Origin of the sequence: Tautonia sp. JC769 (genome assembly GCF_040717455.1) — a bacterium.
In the GTDB taxonomy this organism is placed as follows: domain Bacteria; phylum Planctomycetota; class Planctomycetia; order Isosphaerales; family Isosphaeraceae; genus Tautonia.
The window spans coordinates 156832-175206 of record NZ_JBFEFH010000001.1 but is presented as its reverse complement, the minus strand read 5'-3'; the positions used below and the strand labels follow the sequence as shown (position 1 = coordinate 175206).

Below are 18375 nucleotides of genomic sequence, written 5' to 3'. Positions count from 1 at the left end.
GTTCCTCTTCCTCGAAATCGGCCCCCGATTTCCGGGATGTCGTACCAGGGACACCCCCTCGGGCCGTCGGGCCCGTGGGCAAGGGGCCGGTCGGCAACCCTTCCGGCCGCGAACCGCGGGTCGTAGCGGCATCCCGACCGGTCGGGGGAGCGGTGGGAAGCTGCCCTCGGCGCATCATCTCCAGCATTTCTTCGCGGGTGAACCGCTGCTGGGGCTGCACGTGCCCTCCCGCGGGGGGGCCGGCGGGCCGAGGCCCCGGGGGCCGCTTGGGAGGGCCACCGGGAGTGGCGACCGGGGGCAAGGGACGGCCGCCGCCGCCGCCGGAAGCGACCGGGGGCAAGGGACGCCCACCCGGCCGAGGCCCCTCACGCCGTCCCGTACCCTCGCCCGATTCGGCGGGAGGACGGCGGGGAGGCTGCTGCGAGGCCGGCCGCCCCGTCGCGCCGGGACGCGTGCCGGCCGGGCCGATGTAGTCGCTCCGATCGAGCGGGCGCGACGGCTGCGATCCCTGGCCCGGGCGGGGACGCTGTTCCTGCGCCGCACCGGCCGAGGGAGGCGTGGCCGGCGCGGGCCCCGCGGGGCGGACGGTCGTCCCCCGGGTGTGCCCGGCGAGCGGACCGGCCTGTTTGGATGCCTGAGACGACGCAGGAGGAGTTTGCGACATAGGGGGGGCTGGACGGGATGCGGGAGAACCCGCGGATGGGGAAGCGGACGGAGCGGGACGAGCGGGAGCCGAGCCCGGTCCCGGCGGGGGTGCCGAAGCGGCCGGGGCCGAGGCGGGCTTGGTCGGCTGCGGCGGGGTGGCTGCCTGAGGCGGGGCCGAATCGAGCGAGTCGGCGGCCGCAGTCTTGGGAGAGGCGGCGGTCGGGCTGATGGCGGGGGCCTCCGCGGTCGGGGACTTCGGTGCCGATTCCGATTTCGGTTCCGGCGTGGGCCGGGGCGGGGTTGGGGATGGCGTGGCGTGGGGGGTCGGACCCGAGGTCGATGCGATCATGCGCCGCCGAATCTCATTCGCGACGTCGTCGCCGACGCTCGCCAGAGGGCTCGCTTTGACATCAAGGCCCCATTCCTGAATACGATCGATGAGATCCTGGGCCTTATCAAGCCCAAGTTCTTTCGCTAACGCGTGGACACGGATCGACAACGGCTCCTCCTCCTGGCTTGGGACATCCGAGCCCATCGGGATGTCCCGGTCGGTAGTGTGGTTTCGACCGACCGGTCGTGCCAGGCCAATTCTCCGGGACCTCCAGGCCGCATGCCGGCCGGGAGAGCCCGGGACAGGCGGATCAGGAGGAGGGAACGGCAGGGGCGGCGACTCGGCCGGTACGCGGCGGTCTTGGCCGGACCGTCGCGGGGATCATGGTTCTTCGCGGTCCATAGCAGAGGGCTCCGGAGAGTCCGACCCCGAAATCTCGGCCGAATCGGCCGTCGAGGATTCAGGGGCAGAGGGCGGGGAGGCCGGGGGTTCCTCGGGATCCGTCACGGGGGCGTCGGATTGAGGTTCAGCCTCGGCCGGGGGTGGGACAACGCGACCAATACGGATGTCGAAGGGCGGGACGTCGGTTTCGTCGGGGTCTTCCTCATCATCAATCGGCGCATGGGTCACCTCGTGACCGCGATGCTCAAGATGACCTGCCTCGTCGGCCAGGTCAAGGTCATGCGAGTCGTAGCTCGCGTCGGCGTCGGCTTCGGCGTCAACCTCAGCCTCGGTTTCGGGGGCCTCAGCCTCGGTTTCGAGGGCCTCCGGCTCCCCGGCATGGCCCTGGTCGTCGACAACCGCCTCGGCCTCCGGGGGACTCGCGATCGAATCGGAGTCGAGAGCGACCGCGGCAGGATCGGCGTCGGCATCGGCCTCGTCACCGCCCGCGGCGGGCTCGCCATCGGGCGAGGGTTCGAGCTCAGACTCGGACGGCTCGACGCCGGCCGACGATTCGTCTCGGGGTTCGGACGAGGCGGCACTTGCGAGCGACCTTGCACCTTTACGACGAGGGGTCTCGTCCTGTTCGGCCAGCTCGGCCAGGTGCTCGGCCTGGGCGACCAGGCTTCGGGCCAACGGCTCGTCGAAGCCTTCGACCGTGCTGACCAGGTGGTCGATCTCCATGATCGACAGGTCATCGTAACTGAGGATGCCCTGCTCGACGAGGCGGTTGGCGAGGTCGGTGTCGCAGCCCTCGAGCGCCGAGAAGAGGCCGACGGCCTTGTCGATCAGCTCGTCCAGCTCCTCGCTGGTCATGATCTCGATGTCCCAGCCGACCAGCTTCGAGGCCAGCCGCACGTTCTGACCGCGCCGGCCGATCGCCAGCGAGAGCTGATCGTCGCGGACCAGGACGATCGCCCGCCCGAGGAGGTTGCAGAGGAGGACTTCCTCGATCTCCGCCGGCTGCAGGGCGTTGGGGATCAGCACCTGGAGGGCTTCATTCCAGCGGACGATGTCGATCCGCTCGCCGCCGAGCTCGTCGACGATGTTCTTGATCCGCGTCCCCCGGACGCCGACGCACGCCCCGACCGCGTCGACCTTCTGGTCGAGCGAGCTGACGGCCACCTTCGACCGGTAGCCGGCCTCCCGGGCGAGGGCCCGTATCTGGATCGTCTGGTCCGCGATCTCGGGGATTTCCAGCTCGAACAGGCGTCGCACGAAATCCGGGTGGGTGCGGCTGAGGATGATCTTCACCCGCTGGCCGACCTTGCGGACGTCGAGCACGATCGCCCGGACCCGCTCGCCCGGATGATGGCTCTCGCCCGGGATCGATTCGCTGCGAGGGAGCAGGCCGTCGGTCTTGCCCAGATTGACCGTGACCGCCCCACCCTCGAACCGCTGGATGGTCCCCGTGACCATCTCGCCGCGCAGGACCTCGAACTCGTCGAACAGGGTGTCGCGTTCGGCCTCGCGGATTTTCTGGATGATGACCTGCTTGGCCGTCTGGGCGGCGATCCGGCCGAAGTCGGGCGGCTCGACCGAGACGCCATCCTTCAGGGTGGCAATCCGGCCGGTGTCCGGGTCGATGGTGACCTGAATGTCCTGGGCGTCCGGATAGTGCTTGCGCGCGGCCGTGGCGAGTGCCGATTGAAGCCCGTCAAACAGGACTTCTTTCGGGATGTTCTTTTCCCGATGAATGCTCTCGACAATCCGGACCAGATCGACGCTCATCCAACTCCTCCGAGGCGAGTGGCGGGCAGCCTGCACAAAGGGGCAGCCCGACCCTCCGGTGACGAAACATCGGTCGGGCTTCTTCGCGAAAGCCCGAACCAATCTTTCGCGACCGAACGCCGCTGGCGCGACGTCGCAGGACCTCGACCGCTCCGGGCCCAGGGCCGGGCGATTCACCACCCGACCGTTGCCACGACACCCGCCGTCCTTCCGCAATTGCAGAAGCAAGGGCGTACGCGACCCGAAACCAGATGCGCCCCGACCCAGGTCCGAGATTCGCGATCCGAACCCCAGCCTGTGAATCACTCTACCGATGATCCGAGGAGACTGTCAAGCGAGGCTCCCGTGAGCTTCCACCGACCCCCTGGGCCGCCTCGATTTCTCGATCGCGGCGAGGCGAGGTCGCCCCGGTCCTCGATGCCCGTCGGCTCGCCGGCCCCCGGGCGATTGGACCGCCATTTGCGAAAGGCCCCCGGCGGAAAATCTTAACGCGACACCCCACCGAACCCGGCTTGCGCAAGTTGCCTATTCCCCCCAGATCAGTTAACGTACAGCGATGCCGACCGCATTCTCGTGGTGTGGTGTCTGGTCAACGTCGCTGAGAAATCGCGCGAGCGATCTGATAGCATGGACCGTCTTCATGCTCGGCAAGGAGGTCGATGATGGTTGACGGACGAAGGGTCAGTCGGTGGGCCAACGGTCGAATCGAGCAAACCAGAGGGTCGGGCTAATGAGTCGAGTGATCCGGAAACGAACCCAGCAGCGGTTTTCGCTGGAACATCTGGAAGGGCGCACACTCCTTGATGCAGGGGCTCCGAACGTCCAGTTCGCCGAGGCCCTGGTCGGTTCTGGCGGGTCTCAGGACCCATTCTTCTCGGTGGGAGGCTCGATCCAGGCCTCGTTCACCGACGCCCAGGGGCGGTTGTATCTCGCCGGCAAGGTCGACGGTTCGGTCAATTTCAACCCGGATCTCACCCAGCCGTCGACCGTGATCACCAATACCTCGGGGCCTGCGGATGGCTTCCTGGCCCGGTACTCGGCCGATGGAGAGCTGGACTGGGTCTATCAGGTCCACGTCCCGGACGGCGACTCGATCACCTTCACCAACCTGGCGCTCTCGCCCGGCGGCGACCTGCTGGCGGTGGGCGCGTCCACCTCGGGCGTCGACCTGAGCGGAGCGGCCCCGGGCAATGGCACCCCGTCCGACGCGGGTGGATTCCTGCTGAATGTCGATGGAGAGCTGGGGCAATTCCAATCGGTGGCCCGATTCCGGGACCTCGGGGGGGACGCCACCAACAACCTGCCGCAGGCCGTGGGCGTCAACGCGGCGGGCACCGTCTTCGTCGCCGGCACCCTGAACGGCGGGACCACCGACTTCGACCCTGGCCAGGGACAGGAACTGGTTGCGGGGAGCAATGACTCCTTCATCGTCTCGTTGAATCCCGACGGGACGTTCGACGACGTCATCATCCTGGAGTCGGATCCGGGGACCGCGGCCAACCGCCTTCGGATCCAGAGCCTCGCCATCGCGTCCGGTTCCTCCGACCTCTACCTGGCGGGTTCCTACGGGGGGACGGTCGACTTCGATCCGGACTCCGTGGATCGAGAGGAGCGTTCCAGCTCGGGAACAACCGACCTGTTCCTCCTCCGCCTTACCGGCGACGGGACCTACCAGAATGTCACGACCCTGACCGGGAGCGGTTCGGGGCTGATGTCCAAGGTCGTCCTGATCGAGTCGGGGTCGACGGTCGAGGGAGTTGTCGCGACCGGGAATTTCAATCTCTCCCTGGCCCTGGAGAATTCCCCGATCACGCTGACCAGCCAGGGCCGGTTCGACACGGTCCTCGGCCGCTGGTCGCCCGACCTCTCGCAGGTGGACTGGGCGTACTCGATCGGGAACGCTCAAGACGTCTATCCTGCCCCCACGGGGGGCGTGGCGATCACTCCGGACGGGAACGTCGTCGTCGGCGGCGACTTCCAGGGCACACTCAACCTTAGTTCACTCGGCGGAGATGTCCTGGTCTCCCAGAGCGGGGTTTCCGAGGGCACCAACAGCTACTACGCGATCTTCGACGGGGATGGCGTCTACCAGCGGTCCTTCCGGTTCGGAGGTCCGGCCTCGTCGGTCCTGACCGGTTTCTCCAGCCCGGCCGCGGACACGTTGATCGTCTCCGGCTGGTATTCTGGCGACGAGTTCCAGATCGCCGATCGCACCCTCGCGAACCCCGCGTCCGAGACTCAGAACGTCTTCCTGTCGCGATTGACCTATCAGGCAATCGATCCCGATCCCGATCCCGATCCCGATCCCGACCCCGATCCCGATCCCGATCCCGATCCCGATCCCGATCCCGATCCCGACCCCGATCCCGATCCGCAAGATCCGAACAGGATCATCGGCGATTATGACGGCGACGGCGTGGCCGATCTCGCCCTCTATCAGTACGACTCGGCGGCCGGAGCGGCGGCATTCCGGATCCGATTGTCGAACAATGGCAGCCCGATCGAGGTCTCCCGCTCGATCCCGAATGTCAACGAGAACGTGATCCCCATCGCGGGGGACTTCGACGGCGACGGCAAGACCGATGTGGCCGTGGTCGATCCGTTCGCCCGCCTCTTCAACAGCGGGTCGCCGAACGCGACCGAGTGGATCATTCGGCTCTCGACGGACGACTCGCTGCGACGCGTGCCCTTCGGCGGGCCGGGCAGCCTCGATCGGCCGGCCCCGGCGGACTTCGACGGCGACGGCGTGACCGACATCGCCACCTTCCGGGCCACCAGCGATCTCGTCCCCGGCGCCGCCCAGTGGTTCATCCTCCCGTCGCAAAGCAACAGTGCCTTCGACGTGGTCTTCGGGGCCCCGGGAGGCACCGACCTGCCGGCACCCGACGACTACGATGGCGACGGCCGCGCCGACATCGTGACCTTCCGCCCGGTCCGGACGTCGCAGGACGTGACGGGAGGGGTCCCCGACGCGGCCCAGTGGTTCATCCTGCCGTCGATCCCCAACGACGCGACCTTCAGCCAGCGAAACTCGGCGTTCCGCATCCTGTTCGGCGCCTCCGGCAATGCCGACCAGCCTTCTCCGGCCGATTTCAACGGTGACGGCCGCGCCGACATCGTGGCATTCCGGTCGAACAGCGACCTGAACCCCGGCTCCGCCGACTGGTTCATCTTGCCGTCGGCCCAACCCGCTCCCAGCTTCGCGAACGGATTCCTGTCGACCTTCGGCGTCGCCGGAGAGATCGCCGCGGTCTCGGACTACGACGGGGACCGGAACCCCGACCTCACCGTGTTCAACCGCTCGACCGGGGTCTGGACCATCCGCAGCGGGACCAACGGCGCGAGCCAGACCATCGCGTTCAATCACCCGCTGGGGCAGGCCGTGCCGGTGCTCTCGCCGCTGTTCTTCCGACTGCAGGCGTCGGGCAACCTGCCGAATCAGGCCACCGGGGTCGCGGTGGCGGCGCAATCGTCCCGTCGCGGCGACGGGCTGTTGTTGTTCGACTCGGGGGCCTCGGCCTCGGCCTCGTCCACCCCGATCGAGTCGCTCCGATCGCAGCGGGGCGGGTTGATCGACTCGGCCATCGACTCTCTGATGGACGACCCGCTGGCCTGACGCCTCCTGTCGCATCGGAGACGTCCCGGGATTCTCGTGCCGACGGGCCGGGCCTTCTGCCCGGCCCGTCGGCGGTTGACACGGATTGTCCGCGATTCCCACAATAGCGATCGAGGAGCTTGCGCCCGACGATGGTCCCCGCTCGTGGCGGTTTGAGCGTCCATCGACCCCAACCACCGGGCGTCCCGGTGAAGTGATGGCAGTGGATCACGATGACCTCCACCGGATGCGGTCGGTCCTGGAGTCGGCCGGCCGCCGATCGACGCGCCAGCGCGAGGCGATTTACGCCTACCTGCTCCGCTCGGAGGACCACCCGACCGCCGAGCAGGTGTTCGAGGCCGTCCGGCAGTCGATCCCGAATCTCAGCCTCGCAACCGTTTACAATGCGCTCGAGGCGTTGGCCGATGCCGGCCTGGTCATGAAGCTCCCCTCGAGCGAAGGCTCCATCCGCTACGACGGGAGGGCCGAGGGGCACTATCACCTTCGGTGTCTCCGCTCGGGGGCGGTTGCGGACCTCTCGACCCCTTACGATCCCGACCTGATCAAGTCGCTCGATCCCGGCCTGGCCCATCGGCTCGGCCGTCGGGGCTTCCGCGTCACCGGCTACCGCCTCGAGGTGGTCGGCTACTTCGAGGACTGCCCGACGAATCGGATCGACGACCCGGAGGAGAACGGACGCCTTGGCTGAGCCCGCGACGACTGCCTTCGGCCCCCTGATCGACACCCACGCCCATCTCGACGACCCGAGGATGGCCCGGGACCTCGGGGGGGTCCTCTCACGAGCCCGCGAGGCCGGGGTGACGCAGGTCGTCGCCATCGGCACCACGGCGGACTCGTCGCGGGAGACGGTGGCCCTGGCCGGTGCCCACCGCGGCCTCTTCGCCGCCATCGGCATCCAGCCGAACCACGTGGCCGAGGCCCAGCCGGGCGACTGGGAGCGCATTGTCGACCTGGTCACGGCCCCGAAGGTCGTCGCCATCGGGGAGACCGGCCTGGACCGCTACTGGGATCGCTCGCCGTTCCCACTCCAGCAAGATCTGTTCGACCGTCACCTCGCCCTGGCCTTCGAGCACGACCTGCCCGTGGTCATCCACTGCCGCCAGTGCGAGGCCGACATCATTACCCAGCTCGAACGGCTGGGACGGCCCGTCTCGGGGATCTTGCACTCATTCACCGGCAACTGGGACGACGCCCAGGCGTTCCTCGCGCTCGGCCTCCATCTCTCATTCGCCGGGATGGTCACCTTCCGCAACGAGTCGCTCGATCCGTTGCGCGAGGTGGCGGCCCGAATGCCGATCGATCGGCTCCTGGTCGAGACGGACAGCCCCTACCTGAGCCCCCACCCGTTCCGGGGGAAGACGAACGAGCCGGCCCGGGTCGCCCTGACCTGCGGGCGGATCGCCGAGCTCCGGGGGATGGAGCCGGTCGCCCTGGCCGTCCAGACAACCAGCAATGCGGCCCGCCTGTTCGGGATCGAGGGTGCCGATCCGATCTGAGCCGCCCGCTCGACCGCAACCCGTCGCTCGGGACCGCATCGGCGGCGCGTCTCAAGGCGAGCCGGCGTGAATCGGCCCGGGCGGCGAGGTCACTCGGGGAGCGTCTCCGCCGCGTTGCCGGACGGCCCGAGAACCGCTGGAACACGCCCAGTGGCTGGCCGACCTTCGCCAGGGAACGAGCGAGGCCATTGCCGATCGCCAGGCCGCCCGATGGGATCGGACGTGGATGGCGATCGGCAATGGCCTCGATGACGCGGCGTCGCCGCCCCTGCGAAGACACCGGGGGGATCGGCTCAGGTCAGGGTTCTTCCCCGAGCGAGAGTTCGGTCAGTTGCTCGGGGGTCGCTTCATGGAAGCTCAGCCCACGTCGGCGGAGTTCGAAGTGCAGGCGAAGCGCGACCCGGTGCAGCTCGGGAGAGTCGATGCGCCAGGCGATATCGACCAGGTCGGCAGGGGACACTTCGCCGAGGGCCTGACCGCGCCGCTCCAGCTCGGCTTCGAGCCGGAGCACCATTTCGAGCGTCTCGGCATGAGCCTGTTCCGAGCCGCCGACGATCAGGCATTGCTCGCCATTGATGATGCGACGGGGCGCGTCCGAATCGGAGTCATCGAGGCCCAGCCCGAGCAGCATGGCGCGCATCCGTCGACGGGGCCGGTGCCCCGGGGGGTGCATCGTCATCAAAGGTCGGCCTTTCACGAGTGGGAAGTCGGTCTCGGAAACCACCAGGCAGTCGTCCCTCGCACGCAACTCCCTTCGTGGGAAGAAGGGTGTCGCGTCGCGAGCGGAACCGCCACGGGTTTCATATCGGCTCCCCACCGGCGACGGGCCAGTGCCGGGGCACGGGATTCCGCCCTCCTGACCGGAACAAGGCGGAACCCTGCTCATGCCTCTTACGACCCGCCCAAGAGGTCCCGGACGGTCGACTTGGCTACTCGGTACGCGTGGCGCACCGTGATCGCGCGGGCCTCGATTTGTTCTTCATTGAAGAGACGGCCCTCGCTGGGCGGCAGGCCGGCCAGCGAGATCGTCAGCGGCAGGAGATCGAGGAATTGACGGTATTTCTGCTGAATGTCACCGCCGGGGGTCGGTTGGTCGGCCATGGCGCGGTCGCTCCGAATGGGGTCGATGTGACAAGTGACGTGACGTGACGCGACGCGATCGGGCGGGGCAATCGGCCCAGGCCGAGGTCGGGCCCGAACCGTCCGCGTCGATCCATCGTAACAGGTGCCAAGCCTATCGCCGCCGATGGCAGCCTCGCAAGAGGCCGACCCTCCCGATCCGGGGGTGGCGCGGCGTCATGATCCGCGATGAACCACCTTGACCGCTGGGCGCCGGCCCGATAGTGTGGAAGAATTGATCTGATCCGCCTTTTTGGATGGGGCATTGTGCGCCTCATCTTCGATTTGTCGATCCCGACCATCCCCACGAGGAGGTCTTGTTTGATTCAGCGAGCTGTTGAGGAGCCCGAGCTCGGCTTCTCCGACCTGGGGCTCGGCCCCGAGATGCTCGACGCTTTGCGACGTGTCCGCTACGTGACTCCCTCCCCGATCCAGGCCGCCGTCATCCCCGAAGCCCTCGAAGGGAACGACGTCATCGGCCAGGCCAAGACCGGCACCGGGAAGACCGCGGCCTTCGGCATTCCTCTCATCGAAATGCTGGAAGAACGCGGCAAAGGGCCCCAGGCCCTGATCCTCGCCCCGACCCGGGAACTGGCCCAGCAGATCGTCAGCGAGATGCAGAAACTCGCCGCGAACCACCATGCGGCCATCTGCGCCGTCTACGGTGGCCAGCCGATCGAGAAGCAGTTGCGGGCATTGCAGCGCGGCGTCGACATCGTCGTCGGCACCCCCGGTCGCATCATCGACCACATCCGTCGCGGTTCCCTCTACCTGGGTGACGTGGTCCACGTCGTCCTGGACGAGGCCGACCGGATGCTCGACATCGGGTTCCGCCCCGACATCGAGAAAATCCTCCGGCGGGTCCCCGACCCGCACCAGACGTTGCTCCTCTCGGCCACCCTCGACGCGGAAATCCGCCGATTGGCCGACAAGTACATGTACAAGCCGGTCGAACTGCTGCTCTCGAAAGACGAAGTCTCGGCCGAGACCGTCAACCAGTTCTACGTGACGGTCGACCAGGAGAAGAAAACCGAGCTGCTGCTCCACCTGCTCCGCCGGGAAAAGCCCGAGCAATGCCTCGTCTTCACCCGCACGAAGCGCGGCGCGGATAAGCTGGCCGACCGGATCAAGCGCGTGGTCAAGGGCGTGGCCGTGATTCACGGCGACCTGCCCCAGAGCGCCCGCGAGAAGGTCATGAAAGCCTTCCGGAGCGGCGATATCCCCGTCCTGGTGGCCACCGACGTGGTTGGTCGCGGCATCGACGTCGACGGCATCAGCCACGTCATCAATTATGATATCCCGGACGACCCGGAGAACTACGTTCACCGGATTGGCCGGACCGGCCGCATGGGCCGCAACGGTGTCGCCTACCTGTTCGTCACCCCCGACCAGGGCGAACCGCTCACCAACATCGAAATGCTCATGAACCGGACCATCCCGCCGTTGCCGCTCGGCGAGTTCGAGGCCCATGATGCCTCGGGCAAGGCCCAGCAGAAGCGCGGTGCGTTCAAAGAGTTGTTCAGCTACCTCTGAGCATTCGTCTCACCGAACCTGCCTGCTCCTGGCGGCGATTCTTGCCGCCGTTCGAGACCTTCTGTGCCTGCGGGCCGATGATTGATCCGGCGGCTCCCTCGTGATACCGCCAGGCGATCGAGCCATCGGCCCTCGACTGTCGTGGGGGCCTTTCACGTCGTTCGGGTGGCCCCCACCCGGTTTCAACCGGCCCTTCCTCGGTCTGACGGCCCCTTGACGCCCGTCGGCAATCGCTCCGCGCCCACGCGTGCGGGCGGTCCATCCCATCGAGCACGGGCGAGGGACCGCAGGATCTCGGGGGCGGCGTCCAGCACTTGCCGGCGATCCTGCTGCCCGGAGCCGCGACCGGAATAGCGCACCACGTCACACGATTCGATCATCTCCCCGACCCGATCCGCCAGCGCGGAGTCTTTCGTCAACTGCTCGACGGCGTCTCGGGCCTCGGGAGGCGTCAACGCCCCCTTCGGTCGATTGGTCGCCAGGTGGAGGAAGCCGACCACCGCCGTCGCGGCGAGGTCGGCCCGCTCGGGCCCATGCATCGCATCGAGTCGACGAGCCGCCCGAACCACCAAACGACGCGGCGAGCGATTCCAACGCCGGACGGTCCGCCAGGCGCCCCAGAGCAGAAGAACACCCAGGGCCGTGATCACGAAGCCGGAGATCCATCGGTCCTGGTCGTCGCGCCCCCCCTTGAGTTCCTCCCCCAGGCGAGCCACCTCGATCAGGGAAGGGTCGAACGGGGGGGGATCTTCCACCCGGATCGAGAGACTCCCGCTACTGACGGTCTGATAACGCCTCGCCTCGGGATCGAACCAGGCGACCAGGACCGGGGCCAGCCTCAGCGTCCCGGCCTCCGAGGGCCGAAGGCGAACGGAGACGGTCCGGGTCGGCGGCGCGGCGTCGAGGCTGGTCGACTCCGGCTCGATCGCCGCGGCGAGCGTCCGTCCGTCCTGCCCTCGGAGGGTCGGCCGGGCCGTCGATCCGAACACCCCCTGCCCCGTCATCCGGACCGAGACCAGCGCGGCGTCGCCCAGTCGGATGGCCTCGGCCTGCGCGGCCAGTTCGACCTCGATCGGCCCCACCCCTCCGAGGAACCAGGGTGGCCTGCCGAATGACGGGGGCGTGATGACGTTCAGCCGGATCGGCGGGCTCGCCCCCCGCCGATCGCCGCTTCTTGCCCGAAACGCCGGGATCAACGGATTGCCGACCACTCTCGGCACCAGCACGAAATCGAAGCGATACAGGTTCGTCTCGTGGACGATCGTCCCGATCGCCCCCGCCGTGATCGGCCGGACATCGGTCCCGACCGGGAACAGGTCCGCCTGGGGCACGTCCGGCGGGTCGAGCGTCGGGGGTTCTGCTCCCGCCGTCACGAAGAGTCGGATCGGGATCGCCTGGCCGAGGTATTGCGGCCCCTCCGGGATGCCCTCCAGCCGGACCGGCAAGCGGCCCTCCTGAGCGGCGGAGCCTCCCGGGCCAATCAACAACCCCAACACCCATACCCCTGCGAGGATTCGGGCCATCCGCCAGTCGATCGAAGGGTTTGCCACTCCAGACGGCCTCCGGAATCAATCGCGGGCAAGGCTTCGACGGGGTTCGTCGCCGGCATCCGTCACCAATTGGGTTCGTTTCGTCGGGACGCCGGTTCGCGAGGCAGATCGGGGAATCGCCGATCGCGAGCCGCTCGAATGGAGTCGAGCGCCCGGGCCAGCCGGTCGGCTGGCGAATCGGGCTGGCGGGAGGGCCGACCCGAGGCCGTGCCGGTGCCAGCGGCCGCGGTCGTCCCGGTCGGCGCCGGGGCGTCCTCCGGGTCGAGCCCCGCCGATCCGGCATTCGGAGAATCCGACCCGTCTCGGTCGTTCTCGCCGGGAGGCTCGTCCGGGTCGTCGGAGGATCGTTCCCCGTCCGGCTCGCCGGGAGTCTCGGCCGCGCCACCCGGATCGTCACCCTCGGCGGGGACGGCATCCGCTTCGGAGCGACGGATCGCAAACGACCGATTCTCCTGAGCGAAGGAGCGCACCACGTCGTAATGCTCGCCGGCCGCGGTCGACTCCAGGCAGTCGTCATAATGGCCGATCGCTGCCTCGAAGGCGCCGAGCGCGAGGGAACAATTCCCCAGGGCATAATCGATCTTGAGCGTCAGCCCCTCGTCGGCGCGCCCTCGGGCCGCACGGTAACGGTCGCGGGCCTCCTCGAACCGGCCCAGTTGATAGAGGGTCGCGGCGGCGTTATACACGGGGATCGCGGACTCGGGGTCGAGACCCTCCGCCCGCCCGAAGGCATCGAGTGCGGCGGCATAATCGCCTCGATCAAATGCCGAGCGTCCAGAGGCGATCGCCTCGGCCGCCGATCGGGGGTCCTCGGACCCGGGCTGGACCATCCCGAGCGAAACCGCCGTCAGCCCGATCACGACCATCCAGGATGTCCACCAGGGTTTCCGGCGCGGGATGGGCCGGGGCCATGGCCAGGCTCCGACCAGCCCGATGGCCAGTCCGACGGCGAGGAACAGCCGGAACCGCTCGGGCCGTTCCGGCCTTCGGAACGCGTCCCGGGCCTGTTGCTGGACGGGAACGATGTGCCGTTCATACAGGTCGCCCAGGTCGGCCGAGGCCAGCCCGATCGGCAAGAAGGCGCCGCCCGTGGCGAGGGCCACCCCCCGGAGTTCCAGGTCGACCCGTCGCGTCTCGACCGGTTCGCCCCGAAACAGGAATCGAGGACGATCCGGGCCCCGGGCCGGGCCAACCGGAATCGGGTGGCCCTGGTCCCGGTCCCCGAGGGCGAGGGTGTGGACGACCACGCCGAGCGTCCGGGCCCGCTCCACCAAGCGTTCCCAGTGTTTTTCATGGTCCTCGCCGTCGGAGATCATGATGACGACCCGGCCGCCGTCTCGGGGCTGGTCGTCGAAGGCGTCGAGCGCGGTCTCGAGCCCCGCGCCGAGGTCCGAGCCGGTCGGCTCGACGGCCCCCGGACGGAGCGCTCGCAGGACCTCGACCACCGCCCCCAGGTTCGCCGTCAAGGGGCAGCGGATCACCCCCCTGCCCGAGAAGGCGACGACCCCGACCCGGTCGCCCGGCTCTCGGCCGATGGCTTGCGTCAATTCCCCGGCAATCTGCACGGCATTGCCGAGCCGATTGGGGACCACGTCCTCGGCCGCCATGCTCCAACTGACGTCGATGGCCAGGATCACATCCCTGCCGGGGGGCAGCGGCTCCGCCGGCGCTCGACCCCATCGGGGCTGGGCCAACGCGACCACGGACAAGGCAATCGCCAGCGACCATGCTCCCCCGCCATCCCCCGGCGGGCGTCCCGACTGCGCGAGCAGCGACCAGCCCGATCGGCGGCGGCGGGCGGCGATCCAGCTCGCTCCGCCGACGATCGGCAAGGCCATCAGGCACCAGAGCCATTGGGGCTGTGCGAAATCCAAGGTCGAGCCTCAGGCGTTGACTCGGGGGTTACTCGAACCGATCGCTCGCCGTTGATGGTCGCGTCCGAGGTCAGGGAAGCCGTCGCGCCCGGGTCGCGGCCGCGAGGCGGTCGATCGCGAGGAAGGCCAGGGCGGCGGCAACCCAGGGCGGATACTCCTCACGATAACGGGTCAGGATTTCTCCGGTGAATGGCCGTTTCTCCAGCGAGTCGATGCGGTCGAACACCCGATCGAGCGTCTCGGCACTCCCGGCGGAGAAGGCGGCGCCGCCTCCCAGGTCGGCCCATCGGGCAAGCGCGACCGGATCGTAGCCTTCCTGGAGCTGTTCAGGATAGGAGATGCCGGTGCCGGGCACGTCGATCCGGACCAGACCGCCGGGCGACCCGATCCCGATGGTGTAAAGGCGGGCCCCAAGCCGCCGGATGAGCGTGGCCGCCTCGTCGGGGTCGAGCCAATCGGGCGTGGCGGCGGCGTCGGGCTCGTTCTGCCCATCGGTCAGGAGCACGATGACCCGTTCCGAGGGCTCCGAGTCGAGCATCGCCTGCAGGGACCAGGCCATCGCATCACCGAGGTTGGTCGCGTTCTCGCCCGGACGAGCCGGCCCGAGCGTGGCCAGGAGCGAGCGGAGCGTGTCGTGATCGAGCGTCGGCGGGCAGATCAGATCGGGATAGGTGCCGAATCCGACCAGCCCGATCAGGTCGTCGGGGCGGCCGAGGATGAACCGATCCATCGTTCGTTTCGCGGCTTCCAGCCGGGAGACATTGGTCCCGTCACCGATCGGCACATCCTCGGCCGTCATGGTGAGGCTCTGGTCGACCGCGAGGAGGATGGAGACTCCTCGACCGGCGATGACCGTCCGACCGGCCACCGTCTGCGGCCTGGCCAGGGCCACCACCAAACAGGCAATCGCGAGCGCCTGCAGCGACAAACCGGCCTGGCGAGGCCATCCCGACCCTCCCGGCCTCCATGATCGCGGCGGGACGATCCGGAGCGACGACCACACCAGGCGCGGCCGGAACCGCTCCGCCACCCAGGGCATGGCCGCGAACACCAGCAAGATCAAGCACCACGGGTCGGCAAGTCGCATGGTTTCAACAGGTTGCGGCGACAGGATCGGGCTGGGACGGCGTTCACGACGGCCCCTGATCGCCCGGTTCCTGATGCCAAAAGAACATCAGCCCGTCGTTCGCCCGGTTCCGGTCGCCTGCCGAGCGGCCAGGGCCCGGGCGAGCGCCATCTCCGGGTCGGAGTCGAGGACCGTGAGATGGCCCATCTTGCGGCCGATCGGCGCGGCCCCTTTGCCGTAAAGATGGAGCGAGGCGGCCGGTTCGGTCCTCAGGGCGTTCGACCAGTCGGGCGGGCCGTCGGTCCAGAGGTCACCGAGCAGGTTGACCATCGCCGCGGCCGACCTCAGGGTCGTCGGCCCGATCGGGAGTCCGCACAGCGCCCGGACCTGTTGCTCGAACTGGCTGGTGGTCGCGGCCTCGATCGTCAGGTGTCCGGAGTTGTGCGGCCGGGGGGCGATCTCGTTCACCCGCAGCGTCCCGTCGCCCGCCAGGAAGAACTCGACACACAGCACACCGACATATCCCATGGCCTCAGCGACAGTCCGGGCCAGATCTCGGGCCTCCTGAGAGACAATCGGGCCGACGGGGGCGGGCATGATCGTCGCGTCGAGAATATGCCGCTCGTGCCGATTCATGGCGACGGGGAACGTTTCCATCTGCCCATCTCGCCCTCGGACGACGAGCACGGAGAGCTCGGCCGAGAACCTCACAACCCCCTCAGCCACGCAGGGCACCCGCCCGAGCGACTCCCAGGCGGGTCGTGCCTGGCCCGGCTCGTCGACCCGGACCTGCCCCTTGCCGTCGTACCCCGAGGACGCGGTTTTGAGGATCAAGGGCGGGCCGACCTCGGCCAAGGCGAGGGCGAGTTCCTCGTCCGATCGAACCGGCTTCCACGGGGCCGTCGGCAGCCCGTGCCGCGAGAGAAACATTTTCTCCCGTAAGCGGTTCTGGCTGATCCGGACCGCTCTCCAGTCGGGCCGGGTCGGCATGCGGGCCGCGAGCCATCGGAGGGCGGAGCTGGAGACATTCTCGAACTCGACGGTGATCGCCTCGACCCGGGTCACGAAGCGTTGGAGCGTCCGGAGGTCGTCGTCCTTGCCCTTGACCACCTCGTGCGCGACCTGAGCGGCCGGGCCATCGGCCTCATCGGTCAACACGACGGCCCGATAGCCCATGCGCTGTGCCGCCTGGATGAACATCCGGCCGAGCTGGCCGCCGCCGACCACCCCGAGCGAGGCGGGGGGCAGGAGAACCTCGGTGCCGAGCGAAGCACTCATACCGGCGACTCCGGGACCGACTCGGTCTGTGAGGCCCGAAACGTCGCGAGGGCCGATCGGATGGCGGGATCTTGTCTCGCGAGAATCGCCGCGGCCAACAACGCCGCATTCGCCGCGCCGGCGGCGCCGATGGCCAGGGTCCCGACGGGAATCCCCCGAGGCATCTGGACAATGGAGAGGAGCGAATCGACCCCTCGAAGCGTCTTCGACTCGACCGGCACACCGAGCACGGGCAATTCCGAGACCGCCGCGAGCATGCCCGGCAGATGGGCCGCGCCCCCGGCCCCGGCGATGATCACCTGGAGCCCCCTGCCCTCGGCCTCCCGGCCGTAGGCGACCAGCCGATCGGGGGTCCGGTGGGCCGAGACGACGCGCACCTCGTGGGGAACCTCCAGACTCGAAAGGAGTTCCGACGCATGGCGCATCGTCTCCCAGTCGGACGTGCTGCCCATGACGACACCCACCAGCGGATTCGATGCGTTCGAAAACGTGTGCTCGCCCATGTGCGATTGCCGATTGCCTGCTCTGCTCGATTCGGGGCCGATCCGAGACGCCGCCGCCCGTCGAAGGCCCACCGAAGCCCTTCGACGCGACGAGTTCGGGGTTCTCCTGATTTGATTCTAGCAGGAAGTCGGCGGAATGCTCGCGCCCAGCCCTCGCGAGTGGCCTGGGAACGGTCCTCGGTCGGGGCGTCCGGCCCGGAAGGGTGGAGGCGCAATTTCGCTAAGTTCTGACACCGCCAGTCGCCCGGGTCCGACGGCACCCGACGCCGGGCGTCTCCGGGCTCGATCGCCCTTGCCGGAGCCGGAGCCGGAGGTGTACAGTTACCCGTATTGTTGGTGATTCGAACGCTCATCTCGGCCGGAATCGGGCTGAACGCCCGCCGCTCATCGTTCGGATTGGGTCTTCCGCGTGAACGCTCTTCAGAGGGGTGCAACGACCGGACATGGCGACCGATCACTCCCCTCCGCTCGAGGTCTATCTCCTGGGCCTGATCGATTTCGATGAGGCCCAGTTGCTCCAGCAACGGCTCGTGTACGACCTGGGAGAGTCTGAGGCCGCCGGGGCCCTGGTGCTCTGCGAGCATCCCCCGATGATCAGCATCGGCCGCTCCGGGAGCCGGGCACACATCGTGGCCGACGACGACGAACTCAGGCGGCTCGGCATCGAAGTGCGGTGGGTCAACCGCGGTGGAGGGACACATCTCCACCTTCCCGGCCAGCTCAACGCCTATCTGGCGCTGGATCTCTCGCGGGCCGGCCTGGACCTGCGGGCCTATGTCCACGGGCTGCACCAGGCCCTGATCGACCTGCTGGCCGAGTTCGACCTGAAGGGGACGACCCGATCGCCATCGCCCGGCGTCTTCATCGGCAACGCCCGAGTGGCGTCGATCGGCGTGGCCGTGAAGCGTTGGATCGCCTATCATGGGTTGACACTGAACGTGGGCCCGTTCCTGGAGCCGTTCCAGATTCTCGATGAGCCGGGCCCCGAGGGTCGCTCCCTCCGGCTCACCTCGCTGGAGGCCCAGCGCCAGCGGCCCGCCCCGATGCCGAAAGTTCGGGAATCGTTGATCCGGCACCTGGAGTCGACGTTCGGGATGAGCCGGCATCACGTCTATACCGATCACCCGATGGTCCGCCGCAAGGCCCGATTGCATGCCTACGCTCAAAGCCTCGGATAAGCCGGCCGAACGCC

Annotated in this window: 13 protein-coding genes; 5 read left to right on the top strand and 8 right to left on the bottom strand. The window is 68.3% G+C overall.

From position 1 onward, the window contains the following. Nucleotides 1-1357: 1357 nt before the first annotated feature. A complete protein-coding gene (gene nusA, locus AB1L88_RS00720; RefSeq protein ID WP_367094703.1) occupies nt 1358-3148 on the bottom strand; it encodes a transcription termination factor NusA in 1791 nt (596 codons plus the stop codon). Nucleotides 3149-3878: 730 nt separating this feature from the next. Here nusA and AB1L88_RS00715 point away from each other — a divergent pair. The 3 genes from AB1L88_RS00715 to AB1L88_RS00705 all read left to right on the top strand — a co-directional run bounded on the left by AB1L88_RS00715 (nt 3879) and on the right by AB1L88_RS00705 (nt 8260). Beyond that, complete coding sequence (locus AB1L88_RS00715; RefSeq protein ID WP_367094702.1) at nt 3879-6764, top strand: VCBS repeat-containing protein; 2886 nt, start codon at nt 3879-3881, stop codon at nt 6762-6764. 196 nt (nt 6765-6960) lie between these two features. Then, nucleotides 6961-7452: a transcriptional repressor gene (locus AB1L88_RS00710; RefSeq protein ID WP_367094701.1), complete on the top strand. Its 492-nt coding sequence runs from the start codon at nt 6961-6963 to the stop codon at nt 7450-7452. Next, complete coding sequence (locus tag AB1L88_RS00705; protein ID WP_367094700.1) at nt 7445-8260, top strand: TatD family hydrolase; 816 nt, start codon at nt 7445-7447, stop codon at nt 8258-8260. Before AB1L88_RS00710 ends, AB1L88_RS00705 begins: the two co-directional genes overlap by 8 nt. Before the next feature lie 298 nt (nt 8261-8558). Here the strand turns inward: AB1L88_RS00705 and AB1L88_RS00700 are convergent, their stop codons facing one another. Then, entirely contained in the window at nt 8559-8891 is a 333-nt protein-coding gene (locus tag AB1L88_RS00700) for a hypothetical protein (RefSeq protein ID WP_367094699.1), read from the bottom strand. 260 nt (nt 8892-9151) lie between these two features. Next, nucleotides 9152-9361 carry a hypothetical protein gene (locus AB1L88_RS00695; RefSeq protein ID WP_152051877.1) on the bottom strand — a complete coding sequence of 70 codons (210 nt, stop codon included), beginning with the start codon at nt 9359-9361 and terminating at the stop codon, nt 9152-9154. Between the two features lie 339 nt (nt 9362-9700). Between AB1L88_RS00695 and AB1L88_RS00690 the strand changes: the two genes are divergently transcribed. After that, nucleotides 9701-10912: a DEAD/DEAH box helicase gene (locus AB1L88_RS00690; RefSeq protein ID WP_367094698.1), complete on the top strand. Its 1212-nt coding sequence runs from the start codon at nt 9701-9703 to the stop codon at nt 10910-10912. 182 nt (nt 10913-11094) lie between these two features. On the opposite strand, the gene AB1L88_RS00685 is transcribed toward AB1L88_RS00690, so the two are convergent. From AB1L88_RS00685 to purE, 5 genes are all read right to left on the bottom strand, one after another. Next, nucleotides 11095-12462, bottom strand: a complete 1368-nt coding sequence (locus AB1L88_RS00685; protein ID WP_367094697.1) for a hypothetical protein — start codon at nt 12460-12462, stop codon at nt 11095-11097. A 62-nt stretch (nt 12463-12524) separates the two neighbouring features. Then, entirely contained in the window at nt 12525-14336 is a 1812-nt protein-coding gene (locus tag AB1L88_RS00680) for a VWA domain-containing protein (RefSeq protein WP_367094696.1), read from the bottom strand. 70 nt (nt 14337-14406) lie between these two features. Continuing rightward, the gene (locus AB1L88_RS00675) at nt 14407-15423 is read right to left on the bottom strand and encodes a VWA domain-containing protein (RefSeq protein ID WP_367094695.1); all 1017 of its coding nucleotides are present in this window, start codon (nt 15421-15423) and stop codon (nt 14407-14409) included. An 87-nt stretch (nt 15424-15510) separates the two neighbouring features. Then, nucleotides 15511-16680, bottom strand: a complete 1170-nt coding sequence (locus AB1L88_RS00670; protein ID WP_367094694.1) for a 5-(carboxyamino)imidazole ribonucleotide synthase — start codon at nt 16678-16680, stop codon at nt 15511-15513. Then, nucleotides 16677-17132 carry a 5-(carboxyamino)imidazole ribonucleotide mutase gene (gene purE / locus AB1L88_RS00665; RefSeq protein ID WP_367094693.1) on the bottom strand — a complete coding sequence of 152 codons (456 nt, stop codon included), beginning with the start codon at nt 17130-17132 and terminating at the stop codon, nt 16677-16679. The genes AB1L88_RS00670 and purE overlap by 4 nt, the downstream gene beginning before the upstream one ends. 494 nt (nt 17133-17626) lie before the next feature. Between purE and lipB the strand changes: the two genes are divergently transcribed. Then, nucleotides 17627-18361, top strand: a complete 735-nt coding sequence (gene lipB, locus AB1L88_RS00660) for a lipoyl(octanoyl) transferase LipB (protein WP_367094692.1) — start codon at nt 17627-17629, stop codon at nt 18359-18361. Nucleotides 18362-18375: the final 14 nt, after the last annotated feature.